Source organism: Bacillus xiamenensis (assembly GCF_001857925.1).
In the GTDB taxonomy this organism is placed as follows: Bacteria; Bacillota; Bacilli; order Bacillales; family Bacillaceae; genus Bacillus; species Bacillus xiamenensis.
The window spans coordinates 53,539-74,106 of record NZ_CP017786.1 but is presented as its reverse complement, the minus strand read 5'-3'; the positions used below and the strand labels follow the sequence as shown (position 1 = coordinate 74,106).

Here is a 20,568-nt window from a genome sequence, read left to right as displayed (position 1 = left end):
GGTATGTTCGTGAATACAGTGATTGCGTTTATTATTATTTTTGGGACGCTCGTTTTTTTCCACGAGCTTGGCCATTTAATTATGGCGCAGCGCGCAGGCATTTTATGCCGCGAGTTCGCCATTGGTTTTGGGCCGAAGATTTTCTCCTTTAAACGAAAAGAAACCGTTTATACCATCAGACTTCTGCCAATCGGCGGATTTGTCAAAATGGCGGGAGAGGACCCTGAAGTCATTGAAATTAAACCAGGTCATACAGTAGGGCTCTTATTCAATGAGCAAAATGAAGTAGAAAAAATCATTTTAAATGATAAAGAGAAATACCCGGATGCACTTGTGATCGAAGTCGAACAGATTGATTTAGATCATTCGATGAGAATCTCAGGATATGAAGCTGGAAATGAAGATATCCTAACCGGTTACAATGTCAGTCAAACAAGCTTCTATATTGCAGATGGTGAAGAAATTCAAATTGCGCCATACAATCGTCAATTTGGTTCAAAAACGGTATGGCAGCGTATTAAAGCCATTGCAGCTGGACCGATTATGAACTTTATTTTGGCCTATGTGATTTTAGTGGCTTTAGGTTTTATTCAAGGTGTAACTGTGGATGATCCTGTACTCGGTAAGCTCACAAAGGATGGCCGAGCGGCGCAAGCTGGACTCATGCAGGGAGATCACATCATTTCAATTAACGGGGATAAAATGAATTCTTGGACAGACGTTGTCCAAACGGTTCAAAAAAACCCTGATAAAAAAATGAATGTCGTCATTGACCGAGACGGCAAAAAAAGCACAGTTCAAGTTGTACCAGAAGCTGTGAAGGCAGATGGAAAAACCATTGGCCGCTTCGGCTCTTATCCGCCAACGGAAAATGGATTTCTAAAAGTCATTTCATCTTCAGGAACGACTGTCATATCAACAGCAGGGCTGATTTTAACGAACTTGCAAAAGATTGTCACAGGACAATTTTCACTAGATATGCTGGCAGGTCCTGTCGGAATATATGACATGACAGGAGAAGTAGCAAAACAAGGTGTATTAACATTAATGCAGTTTGCTGCGTTCCTTAGTATCAACTTAGGAATCGTGAATTTGTTGCCGATTCCTGCATTAGATGGAGGACGTTTACTCTTCTTATTTGTCGAAGCCATTCGCGGCAAACCAATTAATCGAGAGAAAGAGGCACTTGTTGTCTTCATTGGTGTTGCGTTCCTCATGCTATTAATGCTAGTAGTTACGTGGAATGACATCCAGCGATTATTTTTATAAAAATCAATGTCTCTTGTTTCTCATCATGGGAAACAAGAGTTTTTGTGAGAAGATCTATTTCATAAATGAGGTGTAACGACATGAGACAATCCCTGACTTTCATTCCAACTCTTCGAGAGGTGCCAGCAGATGCAGAGGCAAAAAGTCATCAGCTATTAGTAAGAGCTGGATTCATTAGACAAAATACAAGCGGTATCTATCATTATCTGCCACTAGCTCATAAAGTCATCCAGCACATTCAATCCATTGTTCGCAAGGAAATGGAAAAGGCGGGAGCAGCTGAGCTGTTAATGCCAGTCATGCAGCAAGCAGAAATGTGGCAAGAGTCAGGAAGGTGGTATACATACGGTCCAGAACTCATGCGTATGAAAGATCGTCATGGCCGCGAGTTCGCACTTGGCCCAACACACGAAGAAGTGATTACATCACTCGTACGCAGTGAAGTGAAATCGTATAAAAAGCTTCCTTTGACACTTTATCAAATTCAATCAAAATTCCGCGATGAACAAAGACCACGCTTTGGGTTATTGCGCGGACGTGAATTTATTATGAAGGACGCTTATTCATTCCATTCTTCGCCAGAGAGCCTAGATGACACATACAACAAAATGTTTACGGCTTACTCCAATATATTCTCAAAAGTAGGTCTTAATTTTAGACCGGTTATTGCTGATTCTGGCGCAATGGGAGGAAAAGATACACATGAGTTTATGGCACTGTCAGAAGTAGGAGAAGATACAATCGCTTATTCTGATACGTCTTCTTATGCTGCTAACATTGAAATGGCTGAGGCTGTGTATCAAGGAGAAGAAGCAAACCCTGCGGACTTCAAAGAACTTGAAAAAGTGCACACGCCGCAAGTGAAAACGATACAAGATGTTGCTGCATTTTTAGAAGTAGCTCCTTCTGAATGTCTCAAATCTGTTTTGTTTAAAGCAGACGATGCATATGTTTTGATCCTTACAAGAGGCGATCATGAAGTAAATGATGTCAAAGTGAAGAACTTACTAGGAGCACAGCTTGTAGAGCTTGCTTCACGAGAAGAAGTACTTGAAATCATTGGAACAGAGCCTGGATTTGTTGGGCCTGTTAAGCTAGAAGCAGAAGTAGCTATTTATGCAGACCTCGCTGTAAAAGGAATGACAAACGCAGTTGCAGGTGCAAACGAATCCGATTATCACTATATCAATGTAAACCCTGCACGTGATGTGTCAGTGAAAGAATTTACAGACCTTCGCTTGATTCAAGAAGGGGATGTTTCTCCAGATGGAGAAGGCACGATCCAGTTTGCAAAAGGAATTGAAGTAGGACAAGTCTTTAAACTGGGAACGCGTTATTCAGAAGCAATGGATGCAACGTATCTTGATGAAAATGGGCGCGCACAGCCAATGATTATGGGCTGCTATGGCATCGGTATCTCTAGAACCCTTTCTGCGATTGTTGAACAGCATCATGATGATAAAGGGATTATCTGGCCAGAAACAGTGGCGCCATATGATCTTCATCTACTTGCCTTAAATATGAAAAATGATGCACAAAAGGAACTGGCTGAAACATTATACGAGCGTCTACAAAAAGAGGGCTATGATGTCCTTTTCGATGACCGCCAAGAGCGTGCAGGAGTGAAATTTGCAGACAGTGATTTAATTGGACTGCCAATTCGTATTAGCTGCGGGAAACGTTCAGAAGAGGGCATTGTCGAAGTGAAGTTTAGAAAATCAGGTGAATCACACGAAGTATCTGTAGATGAACTGGTTTCATTTATCAGACAAGCATAAAAACGAACAAAAAAATGAAGGTACCTCCTGCAGAAAAGAGGTACCTTTCTGATTTGCAAAAGGAGGGTCCTGTCTTGGATGAACAATTACCGATTACCCGGCGGCAATTTCATATATTACTCAATCAGATTCAAATGACAGATGATGACCTCAGTCGTTATTTTGAAGAAGGCGAGATCGTCAAACTGACGGTGCATAAGGCAGCAAAAACGTGGCATTTCCTTTTTAAATTTAAGGCGCTTCTGCCTTACAAGGTATATGCCATGTTTCTCAGCAGGCTGACAAGCGCATTTTCTCATATTGCACAAGTCACTTGTACGATTGAAGTCAATGATCCGCACATATCTGAAGAGCTCGTTCAATCGTATTGGTCACATTGTGTGGAAGAGCTTCAAGGAATTTCTCCCCCAATCATCAGCTTGCTTCAGCAGCAAAAACCGGCGCTGTCTGGGCATAAAATCATCATTAAAACAAAAAGCGAAACAGAAGCTTTGGCCATCAAGAAGAAGTACAGCCCAATGCTACAGGCTGCATTTAAACAAGTTGGTTTTCCAGAGCTGCAATTTGATACAGAGATATTTGTATCAGATCAAGAGATTCAGAAATTCAGAGAACAAAAGCTCGCTGAAGACCAGGAAAGAGCCTTGCAAGCCCTCACTGAGATGGAGAAGAAAGAAAGTGAGGAACAAGAGGAAGCTCCGTCTGGCCCACTGATGATTGGATATCAAATCAAAGACAATGAAGAAATTCGTACGCTTGACAGTATTATGGACGAGGAAAGACGAATCACCGTCCAAGGCTACGTGTTCGATGCAGAAACGCGCGAGCTGAAAAGCGGCAGAACCCTTTGTATCTTTAAAATCACGGATTATACAAATAGTATTTTGATCAAAATGTTTGCAAGAGAAAAAGAAGATGCCCAGCTCATGAAATCATTGAAAAAAGGCATGTGGGTCAAAGCTAGAGGAAGCATTCAAAACGATACGTTTGTGAGAGATCTTGTGATGATCGCAAATGACGTCAATGAAATGAAGCCGCAGCTGAAAGAAGACACAGCACCTGAGGGCGAAAAGCGAGTTGAACTGCATTTGCACTCTCCAATGAGTCAGATGGATGCTGTCACTGGTATCGGAAGACTTGTTGAACAAGCAAAAAAATGGGGTCATGAAGCCATTGCCCTGACAGATCATGCCGTTGTACAATCCTTTCCAGATGCGTATGCAGCAAGTAAAAAGCATGGCATCAAAATGATGTACGGTGTGGAAATCAATTTAGTCAACGATGGGGTACCGATTGCGTACAATCCAGAGCACCTTTTATTAGAGGATGCGACGTTTGTTGTGTTTGACGTAGAGACAACTGGACTTTCTGCTGTTTATGATACGATTATTGAGCTTGCAGCAGTGAAAATCAAAGGCGGGGAAATCATTGACCGATTCGAGGCGTTTGCAAACCCTCATCACCCGCTGTCAGCGACAACGATTGAGCTAACCGGTATTACCGATGATATGGTGAGAGATGCACCAGATGTCGTCGATGTCGTTCGAGATTTCAAAGAGTGGATTGGACAAGATATCCTTGTCGCACACAATGCGAGCTTTGATATGGGCTTTTTAAATGCAGCGTATAAACGACTGCTTAAAACAGATAAAGCATCAAATCCAGTCATTGATACGCTCGAACTCGGGCGATTCCTTTACCCAGAATTTAAAAATCACCGGCTGAACACGCTGTGTAAAAAGTTTGATATTGAACTTACGCAGCATCACCGTGCGATTTATGATGCAGAAGCGACAGGGTACCTGATGCTGAAGATGCTAAAAGATGCGGCTGAAAGAGGCATTGTCTACCATGATCAATTGAATGAAAACATGGGTCAGTCCAATGCGTACCAGCGCTCGCGTCCTTATCATGCGACACTGATTGCTCAAAATGAGACTGGTCTAAAGAATTTATTCAAGCTTGTTTCACTTTCTCATATTGATTATTTCTACCGGGTACCGCGCATTCCGCGCTCACAGCTTGAGAAATATCGAGAAGGTTTAATAGTCGGGTCTGCTTGTGATAAGGGTGAGGTCTTTGAAGGAATGATGCAAAAGTCACCTGATGAGGTGGAAGACATTGCAGCATTTTATGATTATTTAGAGGTTCATCCGCCAGAAGTGTATCAGCATTTACTTCAGCTGGAGCTCATTCGAGATGAACGGGCATTGAAAGAAATCATCACAAACATTGTGAGGCTTGGTGAAAAGCTGAATAAACCAGTCGTGGCGACTGGAAATGTGCACTACCTGCATCCAGAAGACAAAATTTATCGTAAAATCTTAATTTCATCACAGGGTGGTGCGAATCCACTTAACCGTCATGAACTGCCAAAAGTTCATTTTAGAACAACTGATGAAATGCTAGAAGCATTCTCCTTCTTAGGAGCCGAAAAGGCGAAAGAGATCGTCGTGACGAATACGCAAAAAGTATCTGAGATGGTCGAAAGTATCAAACCAATCAAAGACGATCTTTACACACCAAAAATTGAAGGTGCAGATGAAGAAATACGGGAAATGAGCTATCAAATGGCTCGGAGCATCTACGGAGATGAATTACCGAAAATCGTAGAAGACCGTATTGAAAAAGAATTAAAAAGTATTATCGGTCATGGTTTCGCTGTTATTTATTTAATTTCTCATAAACTCGTAAAGAAATCACTTGATGATGGATACCTGGTTGGTTCAAGGGGATCAGTCGGTTCATCCCTCGTTGCGACTTTAACAGAGATTACGGAAGTGAACCCACTTGCGCCGCACTATGTATGTCCAAGCTGCAAGCACTCTGAATTCTTTAATGACGGATCGGTCGGTTCAGGATTTGACCTTCCTGATAAAAACTGTCCTGAATGCGGGACGCCGTATAAAAAAGACGGACACGACATTCCGTTTGAAACCTTCTTAGGTTTTAAAGGAGATAAAGTGCCTGATATCGACTTGAACTTCTCCGGTGAATATCAGCCGATTGCCCATAACTATACGAAAGAGCTGTTTGGTGAAGAGTATGTATACCGAGCAGGTACGATTGGTACTGTTGCAGAAAAAACAGCATATGGTTACGTGAAAGGCTACGCAGGAGACCATAATCTTCATATGAGAGGCGCAGAAATCGACCGGCTCGTACAAGGCTGTACAGGGGTCAAACGGACAACTGGTCAGCATCCAGGCGGTATTATCGTAGTGCCGGATTATATGGACATTTACGATTTTTCACCGATTCAATATCCAGCAGATGCGACAGGTTCTGATTGGAAAACGACGCATTTTGATTTCCATTCAATCCATGATAACTTGCTGAAACTAGATATTCTTGGGCACGATGATCCAACGGTCATTCGGATGCTTCAGGACTTAAGCGGAATCGATCCAAAAACAATTCCGACAGACGATCCTGAGGTCATGAAAATCTTCCAAGGGACGGAGCCTCTCGGCGTTACAGAAGAGCAAATCGGATGTAAGACGGGAACTCTCGGTATCCCTGAGTTTGGCACAAGATTTGTTCGGCAGATGCTTGAGGATACAAAACCGACCACCTTCTCAGAGCTCGTTCAGATCTCTGGTCTATCACACGGTACAGATGTATGGCTCGGAAACGCACAGGAGCTGATTCATAATAAAACGTGTGAATTAAGTGAAGTGATTGGCTGCCGTGACGATATTATGGTGTATCTGATCTATCAAGGATTAGAGCCGTCACTTGCCTTTAAAATCATGGAATCTGTTCGTAAAGGGAAGGGACTTCCTCCTGAATGGGAAGAAGAAATGAAGAAAAATAACGTTCCGAACTGGTACATTGATTCTTGTAAAAAGATCAAATACATGTTCCCTAAAGCCCACGCGGCTGCTTATGTATTAATGGCTGTTCGGATTGCTTATTTCAAGGTGCATCATGCACTTTTGTACTACGCGGCCTATTTTACCGTTCGTGCGGATGACTTTGATATCGAAACGATGACAAAAGGATCAAATGCGATTCGAGCGGTCATGGACGATATTAACTCAAAAGGTCTTGATGCATCACCGAAAGAGAAGAACCTATTAACCGTACTAGAGCTTGCACTTGAAATGTGCGAAAGAGGCTATCACTTTAAAAAAGTAGACCTATACCGCTCAAGTGCAACTGAGTTCATTATTGATGGAGACGGATTAATCCCGCCATTTAACTCCATCCCTGGGCTTGGAACAAACGTTGCGTTAAATATTGTGCGCGCACGTCAAGATGGTGAATTCCTCTCAAAAGAAGATTTGCAAAAACGAGGGAAAGTCTCTAAGACCATCCTTGAATATTTAGATCGTCAAGGCTGCTTAGAAGCACTTCCTGATCAAAACCAGCTTTCTTTATTCTAATGTGATCCAAAAAGAGCGCCCGCAAAAGGGCGTTCTTTTTTTATAAATAATAATTTTATTATGTTAACTAATAACATTTTAACTGGAATTTTTTTCTTGTTTAGTCATATATCTTGATGTATCGTCGTGTTTTTACGAGAAGAGGTTGTATGTCATTCTTTCTACCCAAATAGAGCAAAAAAGAGAATTTGGCCGTCTGAAATGTTCTCATGCGACATATGATCATTCTGGGTACAGTCACATGAAGAATCAAGAGAACCCCCCCGGTGAGCGTCTAGCTGATTGCTGTTCACTATGCGCATTTTTGAAACCTTGTTTGATTCTTTTCATAGCTGTACAAAACACAAACGAACTGAAAGAGAGGCGTTCTTCTATTGTTCAATGTTTCACGCTTTAGAAAAAAAGAAGGGGTGAGAAATAGGTAAATGGCATCTTACAACTATGTAGAGGTTCTTCAAAAATCAATTTTGTTTTACGAAGCCCAACGTTCTGGAAAGCTCCCTGAAAGCAATCGTCTTAACTGGCGAGGGGATTCTGGATTAGAGGATGGGAAGGATGTTGGTCATGATTTAACAGGCGGGTGGTATGATGCTGGTGATCATGTGAAGTTTGGGCTGCCGATGGCTTACTCTGCGGCTGTCCTTGCATGGACAGTTTATGAGTACCGAGAAGCTTATGAAGAGGCGGAGCTGCTTGATGATATGTTAGATCAAATCAAGTGGGCAACCGATTACTTTTTGAAAGCCCATACAGGGCCGAACGAATTTTGGGCGCAAGTAGGTGATGGGCACGCTGATCATGCCTGGTGGGGTCCAGCAGAAGTGATGCCAATGAACCGGCCGGCATTTAAAATTGATGAACATTGTCCAGGAACAGAAGTAGCCGCACAAACTGCAGCTGCTTTAGCAGCAGGTTCTATTATTTTTAAAGAAACAGATGCGTCGTATGCAGCAAAGCTTCTCACACACGCCAAACAGCTTTATGCATTTGCTGATCAATATCGCGGCAAATATACAGATTGTGTAACAAATGCTCAGTCATTTTACAACTCATGGAGCGGTTATATTGACGAGCTCATTTGGGGAGGAATATGGCTCTACTTGGCGACAAATGAGCAGACCTATTTAAATCAAGCACTAAAAGCAGTAGATGAATGGCCGAAGGAATGGGATTATACATTTACCATGTCGTGGGACAATACGTTTTTTGCTTCTCAAATTTTACTCGCCAGAATCACAAAGGAGAAAAGATTTATAGAATCGGCAGAGCGTAATCTAGATTACTGGTCCACGGGTCTTGTTCAAAATGGGAAAGTAGAAAGAATCACATATACGCCTGGCGGTTTGGCGTGGTTAGATCAATGGGGGGCACTTCGCTATTCAGCAAATGCAGCATTTTTAGCCTTTGTATACGCTGATTGGGTCTCTGACCAAGAAAAAAAGAATCAATACCAAACGTTTGCGATCAAGCAAACACACTACATGCTAGGTGATAATCCGCAAAATAGAAGCTATGTTGTTGGGTTTGGCCAAAATCCGCCGATGCATCCACATCATCGAACTGCGCATGGCTCATGGTCTAATCAGCTGACAAATCCTCCTCACCATCGGCACACTCTTTATGGAGCGCTTGTTGGTGGGCCTAATGCACAGGATCAATATGTCGATGACATCTCTGACTATGTAACAAACGAGGTGGCGACAGACTATAATGCTGCCTTTACTGGAAATCTAGCCAAAATGGTGCAACTGTTTGGTCAGGGGCAGTCAAAGCTGCCGAATTTCCCCCCTAAAGAAAAGGTGGAGGATGAGTTTTTTGTAGAGGCAGCTGTGATGAGTAACGATACAACATCTACTCAGGTCAAAGCCGTTCTATATAATCGATCAGGCTGGCCGGCAAGAAGCAGTCAAACACTTTCGTTTAGATATTACGTCAATCTTAGCGAGATATTTGCGCGTGGATTCACTGAAAAAGATATTCAAGTGACCGCAGCCTACAATGAAGGCGCCTCCTTATCCCCGTTAACGGTATATGACGCATCATCCCATGTCTATTTTACAGAAATCGATTTTACTGGTGTAGCTATTTTTCCTGGAGGCGAAGCTTTGCATAAAAAGGAAATACAGTTTCGATTATCTGCTCCAAATCGGTTGAATATATGGGATGCCTCAAATGATTATTCCTTTCAAGGGTTAACATCTAATATGCAAAAAACAGCGAGGATTCCTGTTTTTGATCAGGGTGCTTTAGTATTTGGCACACTTCCAGACAAATAAAAATCAATTCTAAATTCATTTAAAGGGTGAGGGACATGACAAACAAAGAACGGTTTTTAACGCTTTATCATCAAATTAAAAACGATGCACATGGATATTTTTCAAAAGAAGGCATTCCGTATCATTCAATTGAAACGCTTATTTGCGAGGCGCCGGATTATGGGCATATGACGACTTCAGAAGCTTATAGCTACTGGCTGTGGCTTGAAGTGTTGTATGGACATTATACAGGTGATTGGAGCAAGCTAGAAGCAGCTTGGGATAATATGGAGAAGTTTATCATTCCAGTAAATGAAGATGGACATGATGAGCAGCCGCATATGAATTCTTACAATCCATCTAGTCCAGCCACGTATGCTTCAGAAAAACCATACCCGGATCAATACCCTAGCCAGCTGACCGGAGCTTATCCTGCTGGTCAAGATCCGATTGATGCTGAACTGAAGTCAACCTATGGAACGAATGAAACGTATTTAATGCACTGGCTACTTGATGTAGACAATTGGTATGAATATGGGAATTTGCTAAACCCATCACATACGGCAGCATATGTAAACACATTTCAGCGGGGGCCGCAAGAATCTGTATGGGAGGCCATCCCTCATCCATCACAAGATGATCAAACATTTGGGAAGCCCAATGAAGGTTTCATGAGCTTGTTCACAAAAGAAAATCAAGCGCCAGCCGCCCAGTGGCGCTATACCAATGCGACAGACGCTGATGCGCGTGCGATACAGGCAATGTATTGGGCAAAAGAGCTTGGCTATCAGCGATCAACCTACCTTGAGAAAGCGAAAAAAATGGGTGATTTCCTTCGCTACGGTATGTACGATAAATATTTTCAAACGATTGGAAGTGGAAAGCAGGGCCGTCCGTCTCCTGGGAATGGAAAGAGTGCGTGTCATCACTTAATGGCATGGTATACCTCTTGGGGCGGTGGACTTGGAGAGTATGCAAATTGGGCATGGCGTATCGGGGCAAGTCATTGTCACCAAGGGTATCAAAACCCTGTCGCTGCTTATGCTTTATCCTCAGATAAAGGGGGGTTAAAGCCATCGTCTGCTACTGGTGCAAGTGATTGGGAGAAAACGTTAAAGAGACAGCTTGAATTTTACGTATGGCTTCAATCAAAAGAAGGAGCGATTGCAGGAGGTGCAACCAATAGCTGGAATGGAGACTATCGTGCATATCCCGCCGGAAGAAGCACATTTTATGACATGGCATATGAAGATGCGCCTGTTTACCTTGACCCTCCTTCTAATAATTGGTTTGGGATGCAGGCATGGCCAATGGAGCGTGTAGCTGAGCTGTACTACATTTTTGTAAAAGATGGAGACAAAACGTCTGAAAATGTCCAAATGACCAAATCTGTTATCACAAAATGGATCAACTACTCATTAGATTACATTTTTGTTGACACCCGTCCTGTGACGGATCAAGAGGGATACTTTTTAGATGGTCAGGGACAAAGAATTCTCGGAGGGACAAATGCTGCTGTTGCCACAACGAGTGCACCTGGCGAGTTTTGGATTCCTGGAAATATAGAATGGAGCGGCCAGCCTGACACTTGGAGCGGTTTCCAATCTGCAACAGGCAATCCCAATTTAACGGCTGTAACGAAAGATCCTTCTCAAGATACGGGCGTACTTGGCAGTCTGATCAAAGCTTTGACATTCTTTGCTGCTGCAACAAAGGAAGAGACAGGAAACTATACACCTCTTGGTATAAGAGCAAAAGAGACAGCCGCACAGCTCCTTGAGGTTGCGTGGAATTATAATGATGGTGTGGGGATTGTCACAGAGGAGGAAAGAGAAGACTACCACCGCTTCTTTAAAAAAGAAGTGTATTTCCCAAATGGCTGGAATGGAACATTTGGTCAAGGGAATCAGATCCCTGGTTCCAGCACCATTCCTTCAGACCCGCAGCGCGGAGGTAACGGAGTTTATACGAGTTTTGCAGATCTTCGTCCGAAAATTAAGCAAGATCCAGCATGGTCATCGCTTGAGAGTAAATATCAAGCATCATTTAATGAATCATCAGGTAAATGGGAGAGTGGTGCGCCAAGTTTCACTTATCATCGCTTCTGGTCACAAGTTGATATGGCCACAGCCTATGCGGAATATCATCGTCTCATCGACTAGCAGATTCACATCAAGCGGCCGGCTGCTTGATGGCCGGCAGGCTGAATAGAAAATATACATCCAATGAAGCAGGACGACGTGATGAAAAGCTGCTAAATGAGTGGACGACACAAAGAGCTGAAAAAACAGATGCTGATGGCAAAGTGACATGTCCAGCCTATCACGGGACATATGAGGTTCGAATCGGTAAAGACAGTAAACTGTTAAAACAGCAGACAATTGAACTTGATTCAAATACACAAACACCGCTTCATCTAAATGTGATCGCACCTGTAAAATGATAGATGTGAGGAGAATCTGAATGAAGAAATGGTTTCAAAGGGTGTCTTGTATCACCCTACTCATCGTTGTATGGGCAGGCTGGTTCTCTCTAACCGTCAAAGCCGCCTCCTATGTGCAAACATCTGGTACACATTTTTTGTTGAACAATCAACCATTTTACTTCGCTGGCACAAATAACTACTATTTTCATTACAAATCAAAAAAGATGGTAGATGCTGTGTTCGATGATATGAAAGCAATGAATTTAAAGGTCATACGTATTTGGGGATTTCACGATGGGGCTCCTCAAGAAAACTCAGTTTTACAATCTAGTCCAGGGGTTTATGAAGAATCAGGTTTTCGAAAACTAGATTATGCGATTTATAAAGCGGGGCAGGAAGGAATAAAGCTTGTCATCCCGCTAGTGAACAACTGGGATGATTTTGGCGGGATGAATCAATACGTAAAGTGGTTTCAGGCAGGATCACATGATGATTTTTATACCGATTCTCGTATAAAAAATGCTTACAAAAATTATGTGCGTTATGTATTAGAGAGAACCAATACGTACACAGGTGTTCAATATAAAGATGATCCTGCGATTATGACGTGGGAGCTTGCCAATGAACCGCGTGCTCAGTCAGATCCTACAGGGAATTTACTAGTAAACTGGGCAAATGAAATGAGTACTTGGATCAAATCAATTGACCGGAATCATCTTGTCGCAGTAGGAGATGAAGGGTTCTTTCACATAGCAGGTCATGACGATTGGCTATATGGGGGCGGAGAAGGCGTTGATTGGGATCGTTTGACCGCTCTTCCTCATATCGATTATGGAACCTATCATTTATATCCAGATCACTGGAACAAGTCAGCAACTTGGGGAGTGAAATGGATTGAAGACCATATCAATCATGGAAATGTGATTGGAAAACCTGTTGTGCTAGAAGAGTTTGGCTACCAAAATCAAGCAGCACGTCCTGATGTATATCAAAGCTGGCTGACAACAATTGAACGACTCGGAGGAGCAGGCAGCCAATTTTGGATTTTAACAAGCATTCAAGACGATAATTCGCTCTATCCAGATTATGACGGCTTTCGAGTCATAAAGGAGAGCAGGGAGGCAGAAGTCATCAGTGAACACGCAAAAAGAATGAATGAAAAGAAGTGATAAAAAGCGTCTGTTAATAAGGAACTTCATTTGCATAAAAAAATTGGATATGGTATAGTTTTTATGGAAATGCTAACGATTACCGAGACAAGAGTGGGGAAACCCGCTCTTTTGTATTGAACAGGCAATTTTTGTCTCGACATTATTCATCCGTTTTCTGCTCCCCCTGCTCACATAAAGCAGGGTTTTTATGCAGAATGATTGATAAGAGCGTTTATCGAAAGCACAAGGAGGAAGAGAATGAGCAAAAAAGTAGTGGATATCGTAAGCGAAATGGTGCAGCCAATATTAGATGGCTTACAGCTTGAACTCGTTGATGTTGAATTTGTCAAAGAGGGTCAAAACTGGTTCCTTCGCGTGTTTATTGACTCTGAAAAAGGCGTCGATATCGAGGAGTGTGCCAAAGTGAGCGAAGCCTTGAGCGAAAAGCTTGATGAGGCAGATCCGATTAGCCAAAACTACTTTCTTGAAGTGTCCTCTCCTGGAGCGGAGCGTCCATTAAAGAAAAAAGCTGATTTTGAAAAAGCACTTGGAAAAAATGTTTTCATGAAAACATACGAACCAATTGATGGTGAAAAGGCGTTTGAAGGTGAGCTTACAAGCTTTGATGGTGAGATTGCAACAGTGACAGTGAAGATTAAGACAAGAAAGAAAGAGATCAATATTCCATACGAAAAAATAGCGAACGCAAGATTAGCAGTTTCGTTCAATTAACCTTTTCATTGATATAAGGGGGAACCATAAAAATGAGTAGTGAGTTGTTAGATGCCCTGACTGTTCTTGAGAAAGAGAAGGGTATTAGTAAAGAAATTATTATTGAAGCGATTGAAGCTGCACTCATTTCTGCATACAAGCGTAATTTTAATCAAGCACAAAATGTTCGTGTTGATTTGAACCGTGAAACGGGAACGATTCGCGTATTTGCAAGAAAAGATGTTGTAGATGAAGTGTATGATTCTCGCCTTGAAATCTCTGTAGAAGATGCAGTTAACATCAACCCAAATTACATGGTAGGTGACGTCGTTGAGATTGAAGTCACACCAAAAGATTTCGGACGCATTGCGGCTCAGACAGCAAAACAAGTCGTAACGCAGCGAGTGAGAGAAGCAGAGCGAGGTGTGATCTACACTGAGTTTATCGACCGTGAGGAAGACATCATGACGGGAATCGTTCAGCGAATTGACAGCAAATTCATTTACGTGTCACTTGGCAAAATCGAAGCCCTTCTTCCGGTCAACGAACAAATGCCAAATGAGGACTACAAACCACATGATCGCATTAAAGTGTTCATTACAAAAGTAGAAAAAACAACAAAAGGACCACAAATTTATGTGTCAAGAACACACCCAGGTCTTTTAAAGCGTTTATTTGAAATTGAAGTGCCAGAAATTTATGATGGTACTGTAGAGCTTAAATCTGTTGCTAGAGAAGCTGGAGACCGCTCTAAAATATCTGTTCGCACAGATGATCCTGATGTTGATCCAGTTGGTTCTTGTGTTGGACCAAAAGGTCAGCGTGTACAAGCAATTGTCAATGAGCTGAAAGGCGAAAAAATTGACATTGTTCATTGGTCGAATGATCCTGTTGAATTTGTTGCCAATGCCCTTAGTCCATCCAAAGTACTTGATGTCATTGTAAATGAAGAAGAAAAGGCGACAACAGTGATTGTCCCTGATTATCAGCTATCTTTAGCCATTGGTAAAAGAGGTCAAAATGCGCGTCTCGCAGCGAAGCTGACTAGCTGGAAGATTGACATTAAAAGCGAAACAGATGCAAGGGAACTCGGTATTTTCCCAAGAACTGAAGACTCTGAATCTCTTTTCTTAGAGGCTGAACCAGTAGCTGAGGAATCTGACGAATAAGAGGTGATATAAAAGGTGAAAAGCCGAAAGAAAATCCCGCTTAGAAAATGCGTCGTAACGGGAGAAATGAAACCAAAGAAAGAACTGATCCGCATTGTTCGTTCTAAAGAAGGTGAAGTGTCAGTTGACACTACTGGAAAAATGAACGGGCGCGGGGCTTACCTTTCTCTCGATAAAGAAACCATTCTTGCGGCAAAGAACAAACGTAGTTTACAGCAGCAATTTCAGACACAGATTGACGAACACATATTTGAGGAATTACTAGAACTAGCTGAAAAGGTGAAAAAACCAAATGACTGAATCTGAGTGGTATCCTTTGCTGGGTCTAGCAAATCGAGCTCGTAAAGTCGTGTCAGGAGAAGATCTGGTGATCAAAGAAATTCGACATGCGCGTGCTAAGCTGGTTCTTCTTGCAGCAGATGCCTCATCGAACACAGAGAAAAAGGTATCTGACAAATGCAAATTTTATAATGTTCCGGTTAGAAAAGTTGAAGACCGTTCCGTTCTCGGACGTTCTATAGGGAAAGAAGCTCGCGTAGTTGTCGCTGTCACTGACCAAGGCTTCGCTAAGAAGCTCATAAGCTTGCTCGATTAATTTATTTGGGGGTGAACGAATGGCTAAAGTGAGAGTATATGAATACGCAAAAGCCATAGATGTTTCAAGTAAAGATATTATAGCAGCGCTTAAGGATATGAACGTGGAAGTGAACAACCACATGGCGACGCTTGAAGACGACACTGTGAAAAAGCTAGACGCTATCTATAAAAAAGCCAAAGCAAAAGAGACAGCTAACGAGAAACCCGCAGAACAAAAAAAACAATCATCTAACAAAAACAATGATAGAAAGAAGAATGACGTGCAGAATAATCAATTTAATAAAAACAAAAAAAACAACAACCAAAACAAAAACAAAAATAAACGCGGCGGTCAAAACAAGTCGCAGCATCAGCAAGCAAGACCTGTGAAGCCTAAAAAAGAGCTTCCTGAAAAAATTGAATTTACAAATTCGATGACAGTCGGCCAGCTTGCTGAAGAGCTTGGAAAAGAAACAGCTGAAATCATTAAAAAGCTCATGATGCTTGGTGTTATGGCAACGATCAACCAAGAGCTTGATAAAGATACAGTTGAATTAATCGCTTCTGAATATGGTGTTCCAGTAGAGGAAGTCATCATTTTAGAAGAAACTGAACTTGAAAAGTATGAAGTTGAAGATAAAGAAGAAGATATGCAAGTACGCCCCCCAGTTGTGACGATCATGGGACACGTTGACCACGGGAAAACAACGCTTCTTGACAGCATTCGTAAAACAAAAGTCGTAGAAGGCGAAGCTGGTGGAATTACGCAGCATATCGGTGCATACCAAATTGAAGAAAACGGCAAGAAAATCACGTTCCTTGATACACCTGGACACGCAGCATTCACAACCATGCGTGCACGTGGTGCTGAGGTAACCGATACGACGATCCTAGTCGTTGCAGCAGATGATGGTGTGATGCCGCAAACAATTGAAGCCATTAACCACGCGAAAGCAGCAGAGGTACCAATCATTGTGGCTGTCAATAAAATTGACAAACCAACTGCTAACCCTGAACGTGTCATGCAGGAATTAACTGAGCATGGTCTTGTACCAGAAGCTTGGGGCGGCGAAACGATCTTCGTTCCGTTATCTGCAAAAACAGGTGAAGGCATTGACGAATTGATTGAAATGATCCTTCTTGTCAGCGAAGTAGCAGAACTGAAAGCCAACCCAAATCGTGCGGCTAAAGGAACAGTGATCGAGGCTGAGCTTGACAAAGGAAGAGGTTCTGTTGCAACCCTTCTTGTTCAAACTGGTACACTTCATGTAGGTGACCCAATCGTTGTCGGAAATACATTTGGCCGTGTTCGTGCAATGGTCAATGACATCGGACGTCGCGTGAAAACAGCAGGACCGTCTACACCTGTTGAAATCACTGGCTTAAACGATGTACCGAATGCAGGGGATCAGTTCCTCGTATTCAAAGATGAAAAAACAGCTCGTCAAGTAGGAGAGGCGCGTGCTTCAAAACAGCTTGATGAACAGCGTTCAGACAAAGCGAAATTATCTCTCGATGATCTATTTGAGCAAATCAAACAAGGTGATGTGAAAGATATCAACTTAATCGTGAAAGCAGACGTACAAGGTTCTGCTGAAGCCCTGACGGCAGCTCTTCAAAAAATTGAAGTAGAAGGCGTAAAAGTGAAAATCATCCATACGGGTGTTGGAGCGATTACAGAATCTGATATCATTTTAGCAAGTGCTTCTAATGCGATTGTGATCGGATTTAACGTACGTCCTGATGGGAATGCGAAGAGCACAGCTGAATCTGAAAACGTAGATATCCGCTTGCACCGCATTATCTATAAAGTAATCGATGAGATTGAAGCTGCGATGAAAGGGATGCTTGACCCAGAATACGAAGAAAAAATTATTGGTCAAGTTGAAGTGCGTCAAACGTTCAAAGTTTCTAAAATCGGTACAATTGCGGGCGGTTATGTCACTGAAGGAACAATTACTAGAGACAGTGGTATCCGACTAATCCGTGATGGCGTCGTCATTTTTGAAGGCGAAGTCGATGTATTGAAACGATTCAAAGACGATGTGAAAGAAGTTTCACAAGGCTATGAATGTGGTATTACCATTAAGAAATACAATGATATCCGTGAAGGTGATATCTTGGAATCATTCGTTATGCAAGAAATTGAAAGAAAATGATCGGTTATACCGAATGTGAGTGCATGATCTATGATGCATCCTCACTGAAGGAAAAACGTGCGGTTCTTCAGCGTATATTGACAAGAACGCGCCATAAATTCAATGTAACCATTGCTGAAATGGATTATCAGGATACGTGGCAGCGTACTTCAATTGGAATCGCCGTGATTTCCTCCTCTCGGGTTCAAGTGGAAAAAGAACTTCAGCGTGTATTAAGCTTTATTGATTCTTTTCCTGAAATTGAACGAACGATCACGAAAATTGAGTGGTTTTAATTAGAGGTGATAAGATCATGAGTATGAGAGCAACCCGTGTGGGTGAGCAAATGAAAAAAGAATTGGGCGACATCCTTGGCAGAAAGCTAAAAGATCCAAGAATCGGCTTTTTGACTGTAACCGATGTTGAAGTGTCCGGTGATTTGCAAATTGCCAAAGTGTATATTTCTGTTCTCGGTGACGAGAAGAAAAGAGAGGAAACCTTAAAAGGCCTGGCAAAGGCTAAAGGGTATATCCGCTCTGAAATTGGCAATCGAATCAGACTTCGCAAAACACCAGAGCTGCACTTTGAATTCGATGAGTCCGTTGATTACGGTAACCGAATTGAAAGCCTGATTGCTGAACTAAACACAAAAGATCACGAATAAGACGTTGAAATAAGGATAGACGATGATCGTCTGTCCTTTTTCATCGTTTATGAAAGGAGAGAATGCAGATGATAAACGGTGTTCTTTTATTACATAAAGAAAGAGGCATGACCTCTCACGACTGTGTGTTTAAAGTGAGAAAGATATTACACACAAAAAAAGTCGGACATACAGGAACCCTCGATCCAGAGGTGTCCGGTGTTTTGCCTATTTGTATTGGACGAGCGACGAAAATTGTAGAGTACTTAACAGATAAATCAAAAACGTATGATGCGGAAATCACGATTGGTTTTTCTACGACGACAGAAGATCAAACAGGTGAAATAGTTGAAGAAAAAAAGGTGCCTGAACCAATGTCAGAAGATGATATTGATGCTGTGCTGAAGCAGTTTGAAGGAACCATTGAACAGATTCCGCCAATGTTTTCGGCTGTAAAAATTGGCGGGAAGAAGCTCTATGAATATGCAAGAGAAGGAATTGAAATTGAGCGTCCAAGCCGCAAAATCACCGTTCATCGTATTGAGCGGACAACACCTGTCACATTTGAAGATGGCCAGGTATCATTCAGATTCACTGTTTTGTGTTCAAAAGGCACGTATGTCAGAACTTTAGCCGTTGATATCGGAAAGAAACTGGGATTCCCGGCCCACATGTCACATCTCATTCGTACAGGGTCAGGCGACTTTACGTTAGAGGAATGTATCACCCTTGACGAGCTGCGCGAGATCAGCGAGGAAGGAACGGTAGATGAGCACCTTGTGCCGATCGAGCGTGCGCTCAATCATTTGCCGAAATGGGAGATAAATGATACATTAGCAAGTAAAGTGGAAAACGGTGCAGTCCTGCCTATGCCTGATGAATTCGCTCATTTTGCAGAGGAAGATCGTGTCGCTGTCTTTGCTCCTTCAGGTCGTTGTATGGCGATTTATATGAAGCATCCGACCAAACAGAACCTGATGAAGCCGGCGAAGATTTTATCCCAGGACAAGCAATCTTAAAGAAAAGGTGACCATCTCGTGAAGACTATACATATTTCACACCCACATACATTAAATCAAAAGGATCAAGCCCCGTCTGTGATGGCTTTAGGGTATTTTGACGGTGTTCACCTCGGACATCAGAAAGTCATTGACGAAGCGAAAAGCATTGCGGAAAAAGAGGGATTGGTCTTAGCTGTCATGACCTTTCATCCGCACCCATCACATGTTCTGCAAAAAGCACGTGAACCAAAAGACTTAATTACACCGCTAGAGGATAAGATTGATTTTATTGAAAAGCTAGGCGCTGACTATTTATACATTGTACAATTCAGCGAAAGCTTTGCAGCACTGTCCCCTCAGGAGTTTGTGGATCAATATTTGGACGAACTGAATGTGAAGCATGCCGTTGCTGGTTTTGATTTTACGTTTGGGCGGTTTGGTGCAGGCACAATGGAAACGTTTGATGAATATGGGAAAGGGCGTATCGCTGCGACTATCGTACCTAAGCTTTCCAATCAAGACCGGAAAGTCAGCTCCACCCTCATACGTTCCGCATTGAAAAATGGGGACGTTGAATATGTGAGTGAGCTTCTAGGGAAACCTTATCAGCTGCGCGGTATTGTCATTCATGGAGACAAACGAGGACGGACGATTGGCTTTCCAACTGCCAATGTCGGTTTATCTGCTGAATACATTATTCCGCCAACAGGCGTATATGCAGTCAGAGCGGAAGTGAAGGGCAAAGTGTATGACGGCGTGTGTAACGTTGGCTACAAACCAACATTTTATGAAAAGCGTCCCGATCAGCCTGCTATTGAAGTGAATCTCTTTGATTTCAACGAAGAAATTTATGGTGAGCCGATTAAATTACAGTGGTACAAACGCATCCGCAGTGAACAAAAATTTAACGGTATTCAAGAATTAACGGCCCAAATTAGCCGAGATAAAGAAGAAGCGATTCAGTTTTTTCAACATCATCTCAATGAAACAAAAAAATCATAGAAAAACCGCTCTACCATTTGCAAAATCAGCATATTTTTAGTATGATAATTCCTGTAGCTTTA

General features: G+C 42.3%; 16 protein-coding genes. All 16 read left to right on the top strand.

All coding sequences use genetic code 11. The features are described from left to right. Positions 1 to 3: 3 nt before the first annotated feature. The 16 genes from rseP (at position 4) to ribF (ending at position 20,506) form a co-directional block, all read left to right on the top strand. Positions 4 to 1,269, top strand: a complete 1,266-nt coding sequence (gene rseP, locus BK049_RS00300) for an RIP metalloprotease RseP (RefSeq protein ID WP_145939381.1) — start codon at positions 4 to 6, stop codon at positions 1,267 to 1,269. An 80-nt stretch (positions 1,270 to 1,349) separates the two neighbouring features. Continuing rightward, a complete protein-coding gene (locus tag BK049_RS00295) occupies positions 1,350 to 3,047 on the top strand; it encodes a proline--tRNA ligase (RefSeq protein WP_008354458.1) in 1,698 nt (565 codons plus the stop codon). A gap of 74 nt (positions 3,048 to 3,121) precedes the next feature. Continuing rightward, positions 3,122 to 7,435: a PolC-type DNA polymerase III gene (locus tag BK049_RS00290; protein WP_008354457.1), complete on the top strand. Its 4,314-nt coding sequence runs from the start codon at positions 3,122 to 3,124 to the stop codon at positions 7,433 to 7,435. A 425-nt stretch (positions 7,436 to 7,860) separates the two neighbouring features. Then, positions 7,861 to 9,711 carry a glycoside hydrolase family 9 protein gene (locus BK049_RS00285; RefSeq protein ID WP_008354456.1) on the top strand — a complete coding sequence of 617 codons (1,851 nt, stop codon included), beginning with the start codon at positions 7,861 to 7,863 and terminating at the stop codon, positions 9,709 to 9,711. A gap of 35 nt (positions 9,712 to 9,746) precedes the next feature. Continuing rightward, complete coding sequence (locus tag BK049_RS00280) at positions 9,747 to 11,852, top strand: glycoside hydrolase family 48 protein (RefSeq protein ID WP_071167612.1); 2,106 nt, start codon at positions 9,747 to 9,749, stop codon at positions 11,850 to 11,852. A 29-nt stretch (positions 11,853 to 11,881) separates the two neighbouring features. Beyond that, entirely contained in the window at positions 11,882 to 12,133 is a 252-nt protein-coding gene (locus tag BK049_RS00275) for a hypothetical protein (RefSeq protein ID WP_071167611.1), read from the top strand. A 20-nt stretch (positions 12,134 to 12,153) separates the two neighbouring features. Further along, on the top strand, positions 12,154 to 13,284 hold the full coding sequence (locus tag BK049_RS00270) for a glycoside hydrolase 5 family protein (RefSeq protein WP_071167610.1): 1,131 nt from the start codon (positions 12,154 to 12,156) through the stop codon (positions 13,282 to 13,284). A 240-nt stretch (positions 13,285 to 13,524) separates the two neighbouring features. After that, entirely contained in the window at positions 13,525 to 13,998 is a 474-nt protein-coding gene (gene rimP / locus BK049_RS00265) for a ribosome maturation factor RimP (protein ID WP_008354452.1), read from the top strand. A gap of 32 nt (positions 13,999 to 14,030) precedes the next feature. Then, on the top strand, positions 14,031 to 15,146 hold the full coding sequence (gene nusA, locus BK049_RS00260; protein WP_008354451.1) for a transcription termination factor NusA: 1,116 nt from the start codon (positions 14,031 to 14,033) through the stop codon (positions 15,144 to 15,146). Between the two features lie 15 nt (positions 15,147 to 15,161). Then, positions 15,162 to 15,446 (top strand): RNase P modulator RnpM, encoded by a 285-nt coding sequence (gene rnpM, locus BK049_RS00255; protein WP_008354450.1) that lies wholly within the window; start codon positions 15,162 to 15,164, stop codon positions 15,444 to 15,446. Beyond that, on the top strand, positions 15,439 to 15,741 hold the full coding sequence (locus tag BK049_RS00250) for a YlxQ family RNA-binding protein (RefSeq protein WP_007499528.1): 303 nt from the start codon (positions 15,439 to 15,441) through the stop codon (positions 15,739 to 15,741). The genes rnpM and BK049_RS00250 overlap by 8 nt, the downstream gene beginning before the upstream one ends. 19 nt (positions 15,742 to 15,760) lie before the next feature. Next, positions 15,761 to 17,881: a translation initiation factor IF-2 gene (gene infB / locus BK049_RS00245; protein WP_008354447.1), complete on the top strand. Its 2,121-nt coding sequence runs from the start codon at positions 15,761 to 15,763 to the stop codon at positions 17,879 to 17,881. Next, positions 17,878 to 18,156 (top strand): DUF503 domain-containing protein, encoded by a 279-nt coding sequence (locus BK049_RS00240; protein ID WP_008354445.1) that lies wholly within the window; start codon positions 17,878 to 17,880, stop codon positions 18,154 to 18,156. Before infB ends, BK049_RS00240 begins: the two co-directional genes overlap by 4 nt. Positions 18,157 to 18,173: 17 nt before the next feature. Further along, complete coding sequence (gene rbfA, locus BK049_RS00235) at positions 18,174 to 18,524, top strand: 30S ribosome-binding factor RbfA (protein ID WP_007499525.1); 351 nt, start codon at positions 18,174 to 18,176, stop codon at positions 18,522 to 18,524. A 68-nt stretch (positions 18,525 to 18,592) separates the two neighbouring features. Next, on the top strand, positions 18,593 to 19,522 hold the full coding sequence (truB, locus tag BK049_RS00230) for a tRNA pseudouridine(55) synthase TruB (RefSeq protein ID WP_071167609.1): 930 nt from the start codon (positions 18,593 to 18,595) through the stop codon (positions 19,520 to 19,522). Positions 19,523 to 19,540: 18 nt separating this feature from the next. Next, the gene (ribF, locus tag BK049_RS00225) at positions 19,541 to 20,506 is read left to right on the top strand and encodes a bifunctional riboflavin kinase/FAD synthetase (protein ID WP_071167608.1); all 966 of its coding nucleotides are present in this window, start codon (positions 19,541 to 19,543) and stop codon (positions 20,504 to 20,506) included. Positions 20,507 to 20,568: the final 62 nt, after the last annotated feature.

Bases quoted from the DNA above. Each gene is read 5' to 3' on its own strand.
- rseP (WP_145939381.1), top strand. From the start codon at position 4: ATGTTCGTGAATACAGTGATTGCGTTTATTATTATTTTTGGGACGCTC.
- BK049_RS00295 (WP_008354458.1), top strand. From the start codon at position 1,350: ATGAGACAATCCCTGACTTTCATTCCAACTCTTCGAGAGGTGCCAGCA.
- BK049_RS00285 (WP_008354456.1), top strand. From the start codon at position 7,861: ATGGCATCTTACAACTATGTAGAGGTTCTTCAAAAATCAATTTTGTTT.
- BK049_RS00280 (WP_071167612.1), top strand. From the start codon at position 9,747: ATGACAAACAAAGAACGGTTTTTAACGCTTTATCATCAAATTAAAAAC.
- BK049_RS00275 (WP_071167611.1), top strand. From the start codon at position 11,882: ATGGCCGGCAGGCTGAATAGAAAATATACATCCAATGAAGCAGGACGA.
- BK049_RS00270 (WP_071167610.1), top strand. From the start codon at position 12,154: ATGAAGAAATGGTTTCAAAGGGTGTCTTGTATCACCCTACTCATCGTT.
- rimP (WP_008354452.1), top strand. From the start codon at position 13,525: ATGAGCAAAAAAGTAGTGGATATCGTAAGCGAAATGGTGCAGCCAATA.
- nusA (WP_008354451.1), top strand. From the start codon at position 14,031: ATGAGTAGTGAGTTGTTAGATGCCCTGACTGTTCTTGAGAAAGAGAAG.
- BK049_RS00250 (WP_007499528.1), top strand. From the start codon at position 15,439: ATGACTGAATCTGAGTGGTATCCTTTGCTGGGTCTAGCAAATCGAGCT.
- infB (WP_008354447.1), top strand. From the start codon at position 15,761: ATGGCTAAAGTGAGAGTATATGAATACGCAAAAGCCATAGATGTTTCA.
- BK049_RS00240 (WP_008354445.1), top strand. From the start codon at position 17,878: ATGATCGGTTATACCGAATGTGAGTGCATGATCTATGATGCATCCTCA.
- rbfA (WP_007499525.1), top strand. From the start codon at position 18,174: ATGAGTATGAGAGCAACCCGTGTGGGTGAGCAAATGAAAAAAGAATTG.
- truB (WP_071167609.1), top strand. From the start codon at position 18,593: ATGATAAACGGTGTTCTTTTATTACATAAAGAAAGAGGCATGACCTCT.